Origin of the sequence: Pseudobutyrivibrio sp. UC1225, assembly GCF_900115215.1 — a bacterium.
In the GTDB taxonomy this organism is placed as follows: domain Bacteria; phylum Bacillota; class Clostridia; order Lachnospirales; family Lachnospiraceae; genus Pseudobutyrivibrio.
In genome coordinates this window covers 49,277-65,643 of record NZ_FOVQ01000002.1, presented here as the reverse complement: position 1 = coordinate 65,643, position 16,367 = coordinate 49,277, and the positions used below count along the sequence as shown (strand labels likewise).

16 protein-coding genes are annotated in these 16,367 nt (G+C 41.9%); 2 read left to right on the top strand and 14 right to left on the bottom strand.

Translation table 11 applies throughout. The features are described 5' to 3' along the window. Positions 1-9: 9 nt before the first annotated feature. Genes rsgA through priA form a run of 8 tightly spaced genes read right to left on the bottom strand, consistent with a single transcriptional unit; the run spans position 10 to position 9,496 of the window. Complete coding sequence (gene rsgA / locus BMZ41_RS03240; protein WP_090526882.1) at positions 10-894, bottom strand: ribosome small subunit-dependent GTPase A; 885 nt, start codon at positions 892-894, stop codon at positions 10-12. 3 nt (positions 895-897) lie between these two features. Continuing rightward, complete coding sequence (pknB, locus tag BMZ41_RS03235) at positions 898-2,763, bottom strand: Stk1 family PASTA domain-containing Ser/Thr kinase (RefSeq protein WP_090169825.1); 1,866 nt, start codon at positions 2,761-2,763, stop codon at positions 898-900. 22 nt (positions 2,764-2,785) lie between these two features. Beyond that, positions 2,786-3,505, bottom strand: a complete 720-nt coding sequence (locus tag BMZ41_RS03230) for a Stp1/IreP family PP2C-type Ser/Thr phosphatase (RefSeq protein WP_090169822.1) — start codon at positions 3,503-3,505, stop codon at positions 2,786-2,788. Beyond that, on the bottom strand, positions 3,505-4,569 hold the full coding sequence (gene rlmN / locus BMZ41_RS03225) for a dual-specificity RNA methyltransferase RlmN (protein WP_090169819.1): 1,065 nt from the start codon (positions 4,567-4,569) through the stop codon (positions 3,505-3,507). Before rlmN ends, BMZ41_RS03230 begins: the two co-directional genes overlap by 1 nt. After that, a complete protein-coding gene (rsmB, locus tag BMZ41_RS03220; protein WP_090526880.1) occupies positions 4,548-5,819 on the bottom strand; it encodes a 16S rRNA (cytosine(967)-C(5))-methyltransferase RsmB in 1,272 nt (423 codons plus the stop codon). The genes rlmN and rsmB overlap by 22 nt, the downstream gene beginning before the upstream one ends. After that, a complete protein-coding gene (gene fmt, locus BMZ41_RS03215) occupies positions 5,806-6,741 on the bottom strand; it encodes a methionyl-tRNA formyltransferase (RefSeq protein ID WP_090526877.1) in 936 nt (311 codons plus the stop codon). Before fmt ends, rsmB begins: the two co-directional genes overlap by 14 nt. Before the next feature lie 3 nt (positions 6,742-6,744). Then, a complete protein-coding gene (gene def, locus BMZ41_RS03210; protein ID WP_090526875.1) occupies positions 6,745-7,239 on the bottom strand; it encodes a peptide deformylase in 495 nt (164 codons plus the stop codon). A 25-nt stretch (positions 7,240-7,264) separates the two neighbouring features. Further along, positions 7,265-9,496: a replication restart helicase PriA gene (priA, locus tag BMZ41_RS03205; protein WP_090527354.1), complete on the bottom strand. Its 2,232-nt coding sequence runs from the start codon at positions 9,494-9,496 to the stop codon at positions 7,265-7,267. Positions 9,497-9,591: 95 nt separating this feature from the next. Between priA and pyrB the strand changes: the two genes are divergently transcribed. Together pyrB and BMZ41_RS03195 are read left to right on the top strand one after the other, a co-directional pair. Further along, on the top strand, positions 9,592-10,506 hold the full coding sequence (pyrB, locus tag BMZ41_RS03200) for an aspartate carbamoyltransferase (protein WP_028248508.1): 915 nt from the start codon (positions 9,592-9,594) through the stop codon (positions 10,504-10,506). 13 nt (positions 10,507-10,519) lie between these two features. Continuing rightward, entirely contained in the window at positions 10,520-10,957 is a 438-nt protein-coding gene (locus tag BMZ41_RS03195) for an aspartate carbamoyltransferase regulatory subunit (protein WP_090169811.1), read from the top strand. A gap of 42 nt (positions 10,958-10,999) precedes the next feature. Here the strand turns inward: BMZ41_RS03195 and BMZ41_RS03190 are convergent, their stop codons facing one another. From BMZ41_RS03190 to BMZ41_RS03170, 6 genes are read right to left on the bottom strand one after another with little or no spacing between them, the layout of a single operon-like run. Beyond that, the gene (locus tag BMZ41_RS03190) at positions 11,000-12,634 is read right to left on the bottom strand and encodes a GH25 family lysozyme (RefSeq protein WP_177184143.1); all 1,635 of its coding nucleotides are present in this window, start codon (positions 12,632-12,634) and stop codon (positions 11,000-11,002) included. A 45-nt stretch (positions 12,635-12,679) separates the two neighbouring features. Further along, a complete protein-coding gene (locus tag BMZ41_RS03185; RefSeq protein WP_072918289.1) occupies positions 12,680-12,871 on the bottom strand; it encodes a DUF6472 family protein in 192 nt (63 codons plus the stop codon). Further along, positions 12,859-13,035, bottom strand: coding sequence for a hypothetical protein (locus tag BMZ41_RS15540; RefSeq protein ID WP_159430896.1), 177 nt, complete (start codon positions 13,033-13,035; stop codon positions 12,859-12,861). Before BMZ41_RS15540 ends, BMZ41_RS03185 begins: the two co-directional genes overlap by 13 nt. Position 13,036: 1 nt before the next feature. Then, positions 13,037-13,528 (bottom strand): COG2426 family protein, encoded by a 492-nt coding sequence (locus BMZ41_RS03180; protein ID WP_330386165.1) that lies wholly within the window; start codon positions 13,526-13,528, stop codon positions 13,037-13,039. Next, positions 13,528-14,583, bottom strand: coding sequence for a histidinol-phosphate transaminase (gene hisC, locus BMZ41_RS03175; protein ID WP_090527351.1), 1,056 nt, complete (start codon positions 14,581-14,583; stop codon positions 13,528-13,530). Before hisC ends, BMZ41_RS03180 begins: the two co-directional genes overlap by 1 nt. Continuing rightward, positions 14,567-16,282 (bottom strand): L,D-transpeptidase family protein, encoded by a 1,716-nt coding sequence (locus BMZ41_RS03170; RefSeq protein WP_090526871.1) that lies wholly within the window; start codon positions 16,280-16,282, stop codon positions 14,567-14,569. Before BMZ41_RS03170 ends, hisC begins: the two co-directional genes overlap by 17 nt. Between the last annotated feature and the right edge of the window lie 85 nt (positions 16,283-16,367).

Genomic DNA, 16,367 nt, shown 5'->3' with positions numbered 1-16,367 from the left:
AGCCTTCTCCTATCGATATTTATTATTTTGTTGCTCAACCATCTCAGAGTAAATCTGTAGATAGTTTTCGTATCTGCTGGCTGCAATCTCTCCTGTCTCCACAGCAGCTTTGACTCCGCAGTCAGGCTCCTTGTGATGAGCACAGCCTGTAAATCTACAATTTCCAGCAGGCTCTATAAACTCAGGGAATAGCGTGTATAAATCCACCGGCTCCACCCTTGGTACAAACAGTGATGAAAATCCTGGGGTATCCATAATGTAGGTATCATCCCCAAGATATAACAACTCTGAATGTCTTGTGGTGTGCTTGCCTCTTCCGATTTTCTCTGAAACCTCTCCAGTCTCCATAACCTGACCTTCGGTAAGGATATTTACAATGGAACTCTTTCCTACGCCGGATGGACCAGCAACAGTGGAAGTCTTTCCCTTTAAAATCTCTTTAATGGCATCGATGCCTGCTTCTTCCTTTGCGGAAGTAAAGATTACTTTGTAGCCAGCAGGCTCGTAGGTATCTCGCATCTGCTGTTGAAAACCTTCATCAGCCAAATCGTCCTTGTTGAAACATATGATAATAGGAAGCTCCTGCTCCTCCATCATACATAAAAATCTATCTAAAAGATTGAGATTAGGCTCAGGGCTTTTAGTAGCAAAAATGAGCAATGCCTGATCTACATTCGCCACGGCAGGTCTGATAAGCTCAGACTTTCTTGGCAGAATGCTGATAACATTGCCCGTCATTTCCTCTTCTGAAATAACGTCGATTTCCACGTCGTCCCCTACAAGAGGCTTTATTTTATCTTTTCTGAAGGCGCCCTTGGCCTTGCACTCATATACGCCGGATTCTACCTGAACGTAGTAGAATCCAGCGATACCTTTAATAATCTTTCCTGTCATATATTAGTTTGCTGTTCCCTTAACAGTCTGTGTTGATGTTTCCTTTGCATTAGGGTTTGGCTGCATAGTTCCATCACCTGAAAGATATAAAGGAGTGTATGTAAGTGTCACAGTAAGTGTATCAACCTTTACCTCTGAGATGTTGATAGAACCATTCTTTGGTATTGTACCTGACTTACCAAGCTCAGCAATCTCATATGTACACTCACCGTCATATGGATTTGGAATGCTGTAGCTGTATGTAACCTCTTCCTTGCCCTTGCTGATTACAAGAGTAATGCTTGTATTTGGTGTTACTGTCTCGCCTGCCTCGATAGACTGGCTGATAACAGAACCACTGGCAATTTCATCAGAGAATTCCTGTGTTGTGCTTGTGACAATAATCTGAGAGTTGCTAAGTGTCTGTGTAGCATCTGCCTGTGTCATTCCAACAACGCTTGGAACTGAAACTGTTCCTTCACTTGATGAGCTACTTGAATCTGACTTACCTGAATCTGACTTACCTGAATCTGAAGAACCATCAGAACCCTCAACTGTAAGGCGAAGTGTATCGCTAAGTGAGAACTCCTTGCCCTCTGGAACAGACTGCTCTGTGATGATGCCATCGGCTACATCACTGCCATTGTCCTCATAAGAAACTACTACATTCTTATCTGTAAGACCAATACCCTCAAGCTGCTGAAGAGCCTCCTCGTACTGAGTACCAACAACGTTAATCATCTTAACCTTCTTTGAACCGAAGTTAAAGAGACCAACAACGTTTCCTACAATAGCTACCACGATAGCAACGATAGCTACTGCTGCAACGATACCTGAGATTGTAAGGATTCGATCCATCTTTGAATCTTCCTCTTCCTCATCATCGTAGTCGTCATCATAATATTCGTCATCGTAGTACTCATCATCATAGTACTCGTCATCGTAATCATCATTAAAGGTAAGAGCCTCTGCTGCACGCTTTGTAAGACTCTCCTCCTGCTCAGGAGTAACCTTGTGCATGACACGTGTCTGACCAAGGTCTGACTCTACGATAGTAACGAAATCCTCGTTAGGACTAACAAGTGCCTTCTTTAAATCCATAAGCATATCTGAAATAGTGGCATAACGTCTGTCTGCCTTCTTCATGGTAGCCTTAAGGATAATCTTCTCAAGTGAAATAGGAAGGTCTGGTGCATATGCGCTAGGCGCCACCATCTCCTCCTGAAGATGCTGAATAGCAATAGCTACAGTGTTGTCTCCATCAAATGGTACACGTCCTGTAACCATCTCATACATAACGATACCAAGTGAATAGATATCGCTCTTGCCATCTACAAAACCATTTCTAGCCTGCTCAGGTGATGAATAGTGAACAGAACCCATAACATCTGCATGGATTGTGTTAGAGCTTGCTGCGCGGGCAATACCAAAGTCTGTAACCTTAACCTTACCCTCTGTAGAAATGATAATATTCTGTGGCTTAATGTCACGGTGAATGATACCCTTCTGATGAGCAGCCTCAATACCACGGCCAACCTGAATAGCGATAGAGATAGCTTCCTTGAAATTAAGCTGTCCCTTCTTCTCGATATAAGTCTTAAGAGTGATACCTTCAACATACTCCATAACGATGAAGTATAAACCATTCTCTGAACCTACATCATATATATTTACGATATTTGGATGCTCAAGACCAGCTGCTGACTGAGCCTCTGTTCTAAACTTTGCAACAAATGTAGCATCCTCGGAAAACTCTGGCTTTAAAATCTTAATAGCTACCTCGCGGCCAAGGATGTGATCCTTTGCGCGATATACATCAGACATTCCGCCTGAACCAACCTTATCTATAATTTCATATCTATCTGCTATAAATACGCCTTGTGTAATCATGTATTCTCCTTCTACTCGATATCTATTCTATAACAATAACCGAAATATTATCCTTACCACCATTACTATTAGCTCGTTTGATTAATTCCTTTGCTCTGGCCTCAAGAGTATCTGAGTTTGTTATGACTGAATATATCTCATTATCCTCAACCATATTTGTAAGACCATCAGAACAGAGCAGAACCTTTTCTCCACCCTTAAGGATTACGTCGAAATAATCTGGATTGATTTTTTCTTCTGCACCGATGGCTCTGGTAATCATATTCTTACGCTTATCAGTGCGAGCATCATCCTCATCCAGCTCTCCTGTACGAACAAGCTCTGCAACCACAGAATGATCCTTAGTGATCTGCAAAAGCTTTGTGGCAGTAGCAACATAAAGACGACTGTCACCCACATTGGCAACATAAAGATGCCCATCAATGAAAGTGCCTAGAACAAGGGTAGTGCCCATTCCAGCTTTGGAAGAATCACTTTTGGACTCGTGATATATTATTTGATTTGCTGATTGAATTGCCTGCTCAAGAATTTTTACAGGCTCTGACTCTTTGGAAGTTGTGACACCATCTACGACAATCTCGACGCATTTGGCAGAGGCATAATCACCTGCTAATTCTCCACCCATACCGTCGGCGACTATATAAAGATTTGGTAAATTGCCAACTCCACTGTCATTGGCATAAACGGTGTCCTGGTTGACTTTTCGTTTCATGCCAACATCAGTTATCTTGTAACTTATCATTAATTATTCCCTTTCAAGGCATCTGAATGCCTCTTTCTAAGTTGTCCACAGGCCCCGTCTATATCGCGACCCATTTCCCTTCTAATAGTAGCATTATTGACATATTTTTCAATCTTTTTTTGGAAGGCGTAAGCTCTGTCCATTGAAGGACTAACGAAATCACGCTCCTTAATAGGGTTAACCGGAATAAGATTTACATGACAATTTAAATGACCAATAAGCTGTCCTAATTCAGCTGCATCTTCATCTCTGTCATTGACTCCCCCCACCAATGAATACTCAAAGGTGATACGGCGTCCGGTCTTATTGAAATAGTATTCACAGGCATCAATAAGCTCATGAATCTCATATTTATTAGCTACTGGCATAAGCTCTGCTCTCTTTTGCTGATTTGGCGCATGAAGAGAAATCGCAAGAGTGATTGTCAAATCCTCCTCTGCCAGCTGCTTGATGCGTGGAACAATACCGCATGTACTAACAGTAATATTTCTCTGTGAAATATTAAGGCCGTTCTCATCTGAAAGCAGACGGACAAACTTAACTATGTTGTCATAGTTGTCCATAGGCTCACCAGTACCCATAACAACAAGGTTGGATACACGCTCTCCAGTGTCTTTCTGGATAGCATAAATCTGTCCAAGCATCTCTGACGGAGTAAGATTTCTAACCCATCCATCGAGAGTAGATGCACAGAAACGGCAGCCCATCTTACAACCAACCTGGGAGCTGATGCATACAGAATTACCATGCTTGTAGCTCATCCAAACGCTTTCCACCATCTGGCCATCGTAAAGCTCAAACAAGTACTTACGAGTGCCATCGATTTTGGAAACCTGCATATCTATCTTCTTAAGAGGATGATAATTGCAGTTGGCTTGAAGCTTTTCTTTTAAAGACTTTGGGATGTTTTTCATCTCATCATAGTCTAAAGCCAGATGCTGATGCATCCATTCATAAAGCTGTTTTGCTCTGAACTTTGGCTCTCCCAGCTCTGTTGTTACATAGTCTGTAAGCTCTGTTAAATTAAGTGACCGAATATCGGTTAATTCTTTTTCATTACACATATAAAAAATCCATCGTGTTCTTTGTCAGGGAAAAGCTGAGTCATCTTTTCGATTGTAAATTCCGAATGTGATGACAGGAAGTTTTCCACCTGATTTTCATTTTCATCTTTATTAATTGTGCAGGTGCTGTAGCAAAGTGTACCGCCATCCTTCACATACTGACAAACTGTATCAAGAATCTGACTCTGAAGCTTTGTAAGCTCAGATAGTGATTCTTCTGTCTGATTGTATTTAATATCTGGCTTCTTTCTGATAATGCCAAGACCTGAACATGGCAAATCCGCAATTACAGTATCGTATTTACGAATTGAATCTTCATCTAAAACTGTGGCATCCCACTGCTGGGCTTTCACATTTGTAGCTCCAGTTCTGTTAATGTTTTCCTGAATCAATGCCACCTTCTGATCTGTAAGATCTCGGGCTAGGACTGAACCATCCGCTACCAGCTCTCCACAATGAAGTGCCTTTCCTCCAGGCGCAGCACAAACATCAATTACCTGCTGACCTGCTGCAACTCCTGCCATGTAAGGAACCCTCTGTGAGGAATAATCCTGAACATAAAACAGTCCTTCGTTGAACTCAGGTATTGCTGTCAAAGAATCATAATCTGAAATATAGCATGCACTTTCAACTGTATCGCATATACGAACAGTGATTCCCTGTCCCTTAAGCTGCTCTGCCAAATCCTCACGGGAAATCTTATTGAGATTAACTCTGATACAAAGCTCCTCTGGCTCAAGGAAGCCCTTAAGTATTTCTTCTGTCTGCTCCTTGCCATAGTCTGCAATCCATTTATCAACAATCCACTGTGGCATAGAGTACTTTATCCACAATTCCTTGAACTCCATGTGGGATTTCTCTCTGGCGATGTTTCTAAGGACGCCATTAACAAATCCTGAAAGTCCTGCGAAGCCACGCTTTTTGGCAAGCTTAACGTATTCGTTGCAGGTAGCAGAATCTGGAACTGCATCCATGTAATAAATCTCATAAACTCCCAGACGCATTATGGTGCGAATGAGAGGCTTCATCTTTTTTACTTTTGTTTTGGAGAAGCTGTCGATAATGTAATCCAGCTGAAGCTTACGTTCTACTGTTCCATTAACAAGACGATTCAAAAAGGCTCTCTCGTTCTTCTCAAGATACCCATATTTATCTAAAACTGCCTTTAGATAGATATGAGAGAACTGACCATTTTCAAGAATCTCAATGACAGTCTCCATGGCGATTTCTCTTAAATTAATCCCTGCCATTTACAAACCTCTTACCTGCTTCTAAGCTATAGCCTCTAAGGAAATCTCCTGATGCCATACGCTTCTTACCTTCAAGCTGAAGCTCGTTTATCTCAAGAGCTCCCTCTCCGCAGGCTACGATAAATCCGTTTTTATTTACATCTATGATAGTGCCTGGCTCGCCAGACTTTTCTACTACTGTAGCTTTCCAAAGCTTGATCTGCTTTCCATCTACAAAAGTAAAGGCTGATGGCCATGGATTAAGACCACGGATAAGACGCTCGATTTCTACTGCTGTCTTTGTCCAGTCGATATTTCCCATATCCTTGGAAATCATACCTACGTGAGTAGCCTGTGATTCATCCTGAGGAATAGGAGTGATTTCTCCACGGTCTAAAGCTTCGATAGTCTTTACTGCAAGCTTACCACCATCTAATGCAAGCTTGTCAAAAAGGCTTCCGCCTGTTTCGTCTGCAGCCAATTCTATCTCAGACTTGAGAAGCATATCTCCATCATCAAGTCCTGGCCCCATAAGCATTGTAGTGTTTCCAGATACCTTTTCACCGTTGATAACTGCCCACTGAATAGGTGCTGCACCACGGTATTTTGGAAGAAGTGAGCCATGAACATTTACACAACCGAGACGTGGCATATCAAGAATTACCTTTGGTAAAATCTGTCCAAAGGCAGCTACCACGAAAACATCTGCTTCGTATTTACGAAGTTCCTCAACAGACTCCTCTGCTCTGATTTTCACTGGCTGATATACTGGGATATCATGCTCCATAGCAAACTCCTTAACAGGAGTAGGCTGAAGCTTTCCGCTACGTCCCTTTGGCTTATCCGGCTGAGACACAGCAAGAATAACCTCGTGCCCAGCCTCGTATATTGCTTTTAAAGTCTCCACCGCAAAATCCGGTGTACCCATGAAAACAACCTTCATTAATTACTCCTCTTCATCCTCGATTTCTTCCATTAAATCTTCCACATCGTAAAGCTCGCCCTCTACCTTTTCTGTGTAGATGTGGCCGTCAAGATGATCAATCTCGTGAAGAAGTGCACGAGCCATAAGCTCCTCTCCCTCGATAATGTACTCTTCCATATCTTCATTAAGAGCCTTAACCTTTGCGTAATTAGGACGAGTAACAACGCCAGTCTTTCCTGGAACCGAAAGGCAACCCTCGTTACCTGTCTGCTCGCCTGATGTCTCAAGAACTACTGGGTTGATGAGAGTAACAGGACCCTCACCGATATCGATAACACAGATACGACGAAGTACGCCTACCTGAGGTGCTGCAAGACCAACACCGTCTGCATCATACATTGTGTCGTACATATCCTCGATTAATGTCTTAAGCTTTGGAGTAAGCTCCTTTACAGGCTTACATGTTTTTAAAAGGACATCATCCTTACCATATTCTCTAATGTCTAAAACTGCCATTTTATTTCCTTTCTATAAAACACATTTACAAAGTATTGATTGGATCAAAATCGAACCATGTACTGGTATTTCGATATTGCTTTTGCTCCAATAAAAATTTATCGATTGCATCTTTAATTCGGACAAGCCTGTCATAATCATCTGCCCTGAGATATATTACCCTGCGGTAAACATCCTTGAGCTTTCCGATATAGGCATCCTCTGGACCCATTATAACAATTTCAGGGTCGGTCCGTCTAATCAGGTCCGCCAGAACATCAGCCTGACCATAGGCATCCTTTTGCTTGTCGCAGCTCACCTGAATACCAAGCATGTGTGAGCATGGTGGATATGACAGAAGTCTTCTGTAGGCAATCTCCTGTGAATAGAAGCTGTCATAATCCTGATTTGCTGATGATACTACAGCATAGTTCTCTGGCTGATATGTCTGAATGACAGCGATACCTGGCTCGACACCACGGCCTGCACGTCCTACCGCCTGTGTAAGTAGCTGGAAGGTACGCTCTCCACTGTGGAAATCAGACTCATTCAAAGAAATATCTGCTGCGATGATTCCTACCAATGTAACATTGGCAAAATCATGGCCCTTAACAATCATCTGTGTGCCGATAAGCACATCTGCTTCGTGGGCTGCAAAGGCTGCCAAAATCTCCTCATGACCATTCTTACCTGAGGTGGTGTCAGCATCCATACGAAGTACTCTGGCCTGTGGGAAGGATTCTTTTACAATCTCCTCTAAGCGCTGAGTACCAGCCTTGAAACTGCCGATGTATTTACTGCCGCAGCTAGGACAAGTCTTTTCTGCCTTGGTAGTAAATCCACAATAGTGGCACTTCATAATACCGCCATTGTGCAAATGCAGGGCAACATCGCAATGTGGACATTTTAACACATGACCACAAGCCCTACAAGAAACGAAGCCCATAAGGCCTCTTCTATTTAAAAACAGCATGATTTGCTGATTTTTGCTTAATCTGTCAGCCATGAGCTCCTTCAGCCTGCGGCTAATCATGGAGCGATTACCAGACTGCAGCTCTGCTCTAAGATCTACAATCTCGCAGCTGGCCATATCCTGCCCCATAGCTCTATTGTGAAGAGTAATTAGCTGATACTCTCCTGATGTGGCTCTGCTATATGCCTCAAGGCTTGGTGTGGCTGAACCCAAAATTACTGTAGCCCCCGAAAGCTTTGCGCGATACACCGCTGTCTCTCTGGCATGATATCTAGGAATGACTTCTGATTTATAGCTTGGCTCATGTTCCTCGTCTATGATAATAAGACCAAGATTTGCAAAAGGTGTGAACAAAGCAGAACGTGGTCCTACCATTATACTAATCTCGCCTGATTTGGCACGTTCAAACTGATCGAAACGCTCGCCAGGAGACATTCGGCTATTCAGAATGCTGACCTTATCACCAAAACGGGTGTAGAAACGCATGACCGTCTGATAGGTAAGCGCAATTTCAGGAATCAACACGATAACCTGCTGCCCCATGTTAATCACATGCTCCATAACATCCATGTATACTTCTGTTTTACCTGAGCCTGTGACACCATGGATAAGATATGTCTTGCGGCGTCCTGTATCAATATCTGCCTTTATCTGCTCTGCCGCAGCTTCCTGTTCTTCATTAAGAGTAATCTGCTTTCTGTTAGCATCTTTATTAAGATGTGGATTACGGAAGGTTCTCACCGATTCTATGTGGATAATCCCCTTCTTTTCCAAATCACGAATGTTTGCTGTAGGAACCTGAAGCTTTTTTGTGGCAAGCTCCCAGTCGAGAGTGTCTACTTCCAGAAGCTCTCTTAAGAGTCGTTCCTTACCAAGGGCGTGACGTGGCTTGGCCATGAGTTCATTAAGCTCAATCTTCGCCTGCTCCAAAGAGATTGCAAGAGCGATTTCCTTCTTCATCTTCTCATTCTCTTTTTTCTTAATAGGAATGACAGTCTTAAGCGCCTGATTCATTGTGCTGCCGTAATTACGTTTTAAAAAGGCAGCCAAAGAAATAAGCTGAGACTCTATGGCGATACTGTCCTTTACAACTCTCGCAATAGGCTTCAGCTTAGTGACATCGAAACCTGGCTTGTCATGGCAATCTACCACATAGCCTGTGATAGCACGATTTCCCTGACCGAAGGGAATAACTACCTGTACCCCTTCTGTAACCTGCTCTTCCAACTCATCTGGAATTATATATTCAAATGTTTTATCCAATCTCTCGTGAGAGATATCAATAATAACGTCTGCGTATTTCATAAAAAATATTTTAGCATAAAAGGGTTTTATTTTGAATTCAATATGGTAGAATAAATTGATTTGAAAACAATCATTCATTATCAGGGAGGATACATATGCGTCATCTAATGAGCCCTCTGGACTTTACCAGAGAGGAGCTAGAGCAGCTTATGGACCTGGCAGATGATATTAAAGCTCATCCAAGCTCGTACAGCGAGAAATGCCACGGCAAAAAGCTAGCTACATGCTTCTATGAACCAAGCACCCGTACAAGACTTTCTTTTGAAGCTGCCATGCTTAATCTTGGTGGTTCTGTACTTGGTTTTTCTTCAGCTGATTCTTCATCAGCATCAAAAGGCGAAAGTGTTTCTGATACTATTCGTGTTATTTCTTCTTACGCAGACATCTGCGCTATGCGTCATCCAAAGGAAGGCGCTCCACTCGTCGCTTCTCAGCGATCTCTTATTCCCGTTATTAATGCCGGTGATGGTGGTCATCAACATCCCACACAAACACTTACAGATTTATTTACCATTCGCTCTTTACGTGGCGAAATCAAAGACCTTACTATCGGACTTTGTGGTGATTTAAAATTCGGCCGTACAGTGCACTCTCTTATCAATGCACTTGTTCGTTATCCGGGAATTAAATTTGTTCTTATCTCACCAGAGGAACTTCGTGTTCCAGAGTATATTCGTGAGGATGTACTTGATAAAAATGGATACGAGTACAAGGAAGTCGATTCCTTAGATGATGTTATGGGCGAGCTGGACATCCTCTACATGACAAGAGTTCAGCGTGAGCGTTTCTTCAACGAAGAAGATTACATTCGCTTGAAGGATTTCTTCATTCTCACTCCTGAGAAGATGCGTCTTGCCAAGAAAGATATGATGGTTCTTCATCCACTTCCACGAGTAAACGAAATCTCTGTTGATGTGGACGACGACCCAAGAGCAATGTACTTTACCCAGGCTAAGTACGGTGTATTCATCAGAATGGCGCTGATACTGACGCTTCTTGAATTAGTATAGGGAGGGAATACAAATGCTTAATATTTCTGGAATTCATCAGGGATTCGTACTTGACCACATCAAGGCTGGCGAATCCATGACAATATACAATGATCTTCAGCTTGGCAATCTTGGTTGTGACTGCACCGTGGCCATGATTATGAATGCCAAATCTAACAAGATGGGTCGTAAGGACATCATCAAAATCGAATGCCCTATCGAGCGCGTTGATTTAGATATCCTTGGTTTCATCGACCACAACATCACCTGCAACATTATCAAGGATGATGCCATCGTGGAAAAGCGTAAGCTTGCGCTTCCAAAAGAAATCAAGAACGTAATCTCCTGCAAGAACCCTCGTTGCATCAGCACCGTAGAGCAGGGCCTCGACCAAATCTTCGTATTAACCGACGAAGAAAACGAGGTATATCGCTGCAAATACTGCGAAGAGAAATACACTGGAAAGAAATAAAAAAATGGCTGTGGAAAATCTCCACAGCCATTAATTTTTTAATTATTTTGCAGGTGCTGGTGTTGCTGGAGCCTGAGCTGTTACGATACCTGCTTCGTCTGTCTGATAGTACATGTTGCCAACCTGTACAAGCTGGTTGATTACGAGCTTGCCATCTGCTCCAAAGAGATATGGCTTCTTATCAAGTGTGACAACCTGATTGAATACAAGCTTGCCATCCTTGCCTGCATAGTAGATGCCATCCTTTGTAGCGAAGGTACCTGTAACCATCGCTCCGTCTTCACCGAAGTAGAAGATTCCATCTCCGATAGTCTGCATTCCTGTCTGCATCTTACCGTCAGCTCCGAAGAAGTAGGTTGCTCCGTTGACCTTAATAACGCCAATCTGCATCTGACCCTGCTCGTTGAAGTAATATACTGCTCCATCGATAGCTGTAAGACCTGATACACGGTGAGCATCTGTAGGATCTAAGTAGTAAACGCCAGTAGCATCCTTCCACCAACCCTTGAATAACTTACCACCATCAAGAGGATTGAACATGTATGTAATCTTATCGATTACAACCCAGCCAACCTGAAGGAAGCCCTTCTCATTGAAGTAATAAACATCCTTATCAATGGCATTAAGCCCCTTTACCATATGTCCGTCTGTAGTATCTAAGTAACGAACACCTTCGGCATCGTTCCACCATCCTGTGTAAAGCTTACCATTTTCAGCTGGATTGAAGAGGAATGTGTTTCCGCTAAGCTCTATCCAACCTGTCTGAAGCTGTGCAGCCTCATTGAAGTAATAAATTCCATTGTCAATTGTGTTGAGACCTGTAACTGCATTAGCTGCTCCTGGAAGGAAGTAGTATGCACCAGTCTCGTCCGCAAACCAGCCTGTGGTGACAATACCTGTAGCAGGATCTGTGTGATATTTAACTCCTGCAATGTCTACCCAACCATACTGCTTACGGAAGTTATTAAAGAAAAATACATTGCCCTGTCCAAGGTCAAGCAAACCAACCTGTGGAATGAAAGCAGTGTAATCCTTAACTGCCACGTTCATATCTACACGACCATTTACACCAGGTACTGCTCCGCCTGAAGAGTACTGCCAAATAGCCCAACCTGCAATATCGTTGTGGTCTGCATACTGTGCAATCCACTTATCGCAAGCAAGTGCAGATGTGAAATGTGCCTTATAGAAATTTGTGTATGTGTAAAGAATTGGTGTGTAACCAGCTGCATTGATAACACTTGCAAATGCATTTGCCATAGCTGTACATGTGTTAGCATCCAATCCCTTTTGAGTCTTGTCCTCAATATCGAAGGCTACTGGGAAATTGATATTGTATCCTTCAATCCACTGTACTACCAGCTGAGCCTCCTGAATAGCTGCCTCTACAGATGTAGCATAGGAATAAATATATACACCTGTACGAATACCCGCTGCCTGAGCTCCCTTTACATTCGCTGCAAAATATGGATCTATTCCACTGTTTGTGCTACCAACCTTAATAAAAGTATAAGTAACACCTGACTGGGCAACTGCTGCCCAATTAATTGCTCCCTGATATTTAGATACATCAATACCCTGAATACCAACAGCACTAGCTGAAATTGGTGCTGAAACCATAAGTGCTGCTGAAAGCATTAGCGCAGCACACGCCTTTACCAAACGTTTTAAAACCATGAACTTACCCTCCTCAATCATACTAAGTTCATTCTAACACATTTACTAGTTCTGATGTCTAACAACTTTATATTCATCCCCATCTACGAAATATGGACATTCCTTATAGTGTCCTGAAACAAGACGGACATAATCGTCCTCATCCATGTCCATTTCGCAATAATACTGCTCATCCTCTTCGTCCCAGACGAAGTTGTTGCAGTATTCACATGCTGTAGAACTTTTTACACCAGCCATCTGATAAATCCTCCTATTAAAACCGCACAGAGAATTGTTCCAAGCATGATAGCATATTGATATCCTTCATGCTCCTTTCCCCACTTTGTATTTGTAATACCAATGTAGAGAAATAAACCTGATAAAATTGCAACTACGTTTATTAACATATTTGCTGTATCCATACTAAGCTGCCACTCCTATGTAAGCACCAAGGCCTAATGCACAAACTAATCCGATAATACAACCTGCTAATGCAATACCACATACAACTGCAAGAATTGTAGATTTGAAATCCATATCAAGTATTGATGCAGCAAGTGTACCTGTCCAACCGCCAGTTCCTGGAAGTGGAATACCAACAAAAAGCATAAGGGCTACAAAAAGACCACGACCTGCTTTTTCCTGAAGCTTCTGTCCACCCTTTTCACCCTTTTCAAGGCAGAATGTAAAGAAACCACCGATAACTGGCTTATCCTTACCCCACTCAAGAACCTTACGGGCGAAGAAATAAATGATTGGCATTGGAAGCATATTTCCTATTGCAATAATAATGTAAGCAGTAAGCAAATTAAATGTAGGGTCATTTGCCTTGATGAAATATGCTGCTGGAATGGCACCTCTAAGCTCTATAAGTGGTACCATCGAAATAAAAAATACGTATAAATAGTTCTTCATCAAATGATCTCCTTAAGTGAATTTATTAGCGTATGCATCTCCTCTTCTGTACCAATACTGATACGAAGGTAATCTGCAATGCGCTCTGGCTTTGAGAAGTGACGGACATAGATGCCCTTCTTTTTAAGCTCCTCAAAAATGTGTACCGCATTTACGGATTCATGTTTTGCAAAAATAAAATTGCTCATTGAATCTGGGAAGGTAAATCCCATTGCTGAAAGCTGCTTTTTGGTCCACTCTCTGGTGGCTATAACAGCATCAACCTTTTCTTTGAAATACTCATCATCCTCTATTGAAGCAACGCCTGCTGCAAGGGTGATAGTATCCATGGTGTAGGAATTGAAAGAGAATTTGCAATCAGACAAATACTTTATCAATTCTGGTGAACCGATGGCGTAACCAATACGGTTGCCTGCCATAGCTCTTGATTTTGAGAATGTGCGAACTACTAACACATTATCATATTTATCAGTTAAATCGATGCAGGATTTTGAACCAAAGTCCACATATGCCTCATCGATAATAACTACACATTCTGGGTGAGCCGCGACTATCTTTTCAAAAAATTCTACTGGCTCAGCCACACCTGTTGGTGCGTTTGGATTTGGAATAACTATTCCACCGCACTGCTCCTCATAATCGGTCGCCTTAATTTTAAATGCATCATCAAGTGGCTTCTGAACATAAGGAATCCTAAATAAATCTGCCCAAACATCATAGAAGGAATATGTGATATCTGGGAATAAAACTGGCTTGTCCGAATTGAAAAATGTAAGGAAGCTCATTGCCAGAACATCGTCTGAGCCAACTCCTACAAATACCTTTGAGACATCTTGCATATGATAATCAGCGATTGCTTTTATCAATACCGAGCAGGCTGGATCCGGATATTTTCTAAGTGAATCCATGCTAACATCAGATATAGCTTTACCCACCAAAGGACTTGGTGGGTATGGATTTTCATTTGTATTAAGCTTAATGATGTTTTTAACTTTTGGCTGTTCGCCTGGTGTGTAAGGTGTAACTTTTCTAACGTTGTTATTCCATAACTGCATTTCCATCTACAACTTCTCCCTCTGTAGGTGCTGCTTCTGCTGTCTCTGCTGCCTGTGCCTTTAATGTCTGCAGTACAGTCTCTGCGTTAACAAGGTCCTGATAATTTGTTACAAGAGCTTTCTGCTCTTCAGTAAGTGAATCGTATTTCTGTCTTGCTGCTACTATCTTTGCTTCTGATTCAAGTGTAACTGACTCGATATCAGCAATAAGATTCATAGCATCAATCTGTGGATTCTGAAGACGGAAGTTCTCCTCCTCAGTATCACCTGTGTAAAATACGATTACTGGCCATCCTGCCTCAACGATATCGTAAATCTTCTCTGCCTGTGAAAGTGGAAGGTTTACACATCCATGGCTACCACTAGTCTTATAAATGGTGCCACCGAACTTCGAACGCCAAGTAGCATCGTGAAGTCCTTCACCTAAGTTGAATGGCATCCAGAAATTAACATGTGATTCGTAATTGTCCCCTCTAAGAGTAGCATCCTTCTGCTTGTAGGCAATAGGATAAACTCCTGTGTGGGTGCCGTGTCCCTTTGATACATTACCGGATACACAACTGGTATCAAGTACCATGACACCCTCTTTATAAACATATACATGCTGAGTTGTAAGATTTACCTCAACATATGAATTACCATAATCTTTTTCACCATGGCTGGTTCCACGATAAAGATATGTGAAATCTCTGGTGACATCCTGGCCTGCTTTTATATCAGCGATGATGGCATCAATCTCACCATCATAGGCTATTCTCCAACCAAATGAACCTGCTGGTACTTCGATTTCTTCACCCTCAGTAGTAACGAACTGTTTCTTCTTTCCATAGGTGTTGTACTTATCGCCCATGGAATTAACATACTCACCGATAGCTTCTCTATCAAAATCAACCTTAAAGTCCTCATCCCATTTGAAGAACTTAGCCTTAACCTCTGTAGGAATCTCTTCTGTGATACCCTCACCTAAATCATAGTGAATATTAACATCCATGTATTTATTAAGAAGGGCTGTGGCTTTATTAATATTAACATCCTCAGCCTTAACTGCTGGCTTGTGATAGCAGGTACCATCTGAAAGATTAATCTTTGTCTGAAGATTCTCTACTGCGAAGATGATTGCCTCTTCTACACCCTCAGCATCGATTACGTCACCGTAAACCTCATCTACAATAACAAACTTGTCACCATCAAATTTGATGTATGCATTTTCTGATTCCTTTGTAGATTTCTGATGGCTAAAATCAAGGCTTGAAACAACCTTCTTAACCTTTTCTTCATCGTAGGCATTACCTGTTTTTGTGTAATTTTCTGCTGGTACAAAAAGACGACCAATCCAATTCATACCAGTCTGCTGATCCAGAAGATACTGAACCTCTTCAACCTGATAATTAACGTCTACTCCAAGGTCTGCTGCACTAACCTCGTTCACAACATCCCCTTCGTCATTTATGAAAGTGATAGTGTATTTATCTGCATTTGAAAGAATCTTTTCGTAAGCACCCTCTGCTGTTCTAAAAGAGGCGCCAACGCCGTTAACCTTGCTTCTAATATAGAAGTGATTCTCGAAGAAAACGCTTCCAGCCAAATACACAAATAAAACAATGCCTGCAATAATTTCTATTCGAAGCATTGTTTTCTTATCTAAATAAAATCTATGAGCTTTCTTTTGAGCTTTTACTTTTCTCTTTACTCCACTCATTATCTATATTCCTCTATAAATAAGTATATACTTGTTCCGTGTGTTAGTTTACAGGAAAAACAGAAGTAAAAAATACTAAAGTTTG

Excerpts from the sequence above, each read along its gene's own strand:
- rsgA (WP_090526882.1), bottom strand. The coding sequence starts at position 894 with ATGACAGGAAAGATTATTAAAGGTATCGCTGGATTCTACTACGTTCAG.
- pknB (WP_090169825.1), bottom strand. The coding sequence starts at position 2,763 with ATGATTACACAAGGCGTATTTATAGCAGATAGATATGAAATTATAGAT.
- BMZ41_RS03230 (WP_090169822.1), bottom strand. The coding sequence starts at position 3,505 with ATGATAAGTTACAAGATAACTGATGTTGGCATGAAACGAAAAGTCAAC.
- rlmN (WP_090169819.1), bottom strand. The coding sequence starts at position 4,569 with ATGTGTAATGAAAAAGAATTAACCGATATTCGGTCACTTAATTTAACA.
- rsmB (WP_090526880.1), bottom strand. The coding sequence starts at position 5,819 with ATGGCAGGGATTAATTTAAGAGAAATCGCCATGGAGACTGTCATTGAG.
- fmt (WP_090526877.1), bottom strand. The coding sequence starts at position 6,741 with ATGAAGGTTGTTTTCATGGGTACACCGGATTTTGCGGTGGAGACTTTA.
- def (WP_090526875.1), bottom strand. The coding sequence starts at position 7,239 with ATGGCAGTTTTAGACATTAGAGAATATGGTAAGGATGATGTCCTTTTA.
- priA (WP_090527354.1), bottom strand. The coding sequence starts at position 9,496 with ATGAAATACGCAGACGTTATTATTGATATCTCTCACGAGAGATTGGAT.
- pyrB (WP_028248508.1), top strand. The coding sequence starts at position 9,592 with ATGCGTCATCTAATGAGCCCTCTGGACTTTACCAGAGAGGAGCTAGAG.
- BMZ41_RS03195 (WP_090169811.1), top strand. The coding sequence starts at position 10,520 with ATGCTTAATATTTCTGGAATTCATCAGGGATTCGTACTTGACCACATC.
- BMZ41_RS03190 (WP_177184143.1), bottom strand. The coding sequence starts at position 12,634 with ATGGTTTTAAAACGTTTGGTAAAGGCGTGTGCTGCGCTAATGCTTTCA.
- BMZ41_RS03185 (WP_072918289.1), bottom strand. The coding sequence starts at position 12,871 with ATGGCTGGTGTAAAAAGTTCTACAGCATGTGAATACTGCAACAACTTC.
- BMZ41_RS15540 (WP_159430896.1), bottom strand. The coding sequence starts at position 13,035 with ATGGATACAGCAAATATGTTAATAAACGTAGTTGCAATTTTATCAGGT.
- BMZ41_RS03180 (WP_330386165.1), bottom strand. The coding sequence starts at position 13,528 with ATGAAGAACTATTTATACGTATTTTTTATTTCGATGGTACCACTTATA.
- hisC (WP_090527351.1), bottom strand. The coding sequence starts at position 14,583 with ATGCAGTTATGGAATAACAACGTTAGAAAAGTTACACCTTACACACCA.
- BMZ41_RS03170 (WP_090526871.1), bottom strand. The coding sequence starts at position 16,282 with ATGAGTGGAGTAAAGAGAAAAGTAAAAGCTCAAAAGAAAGCTCATAGA.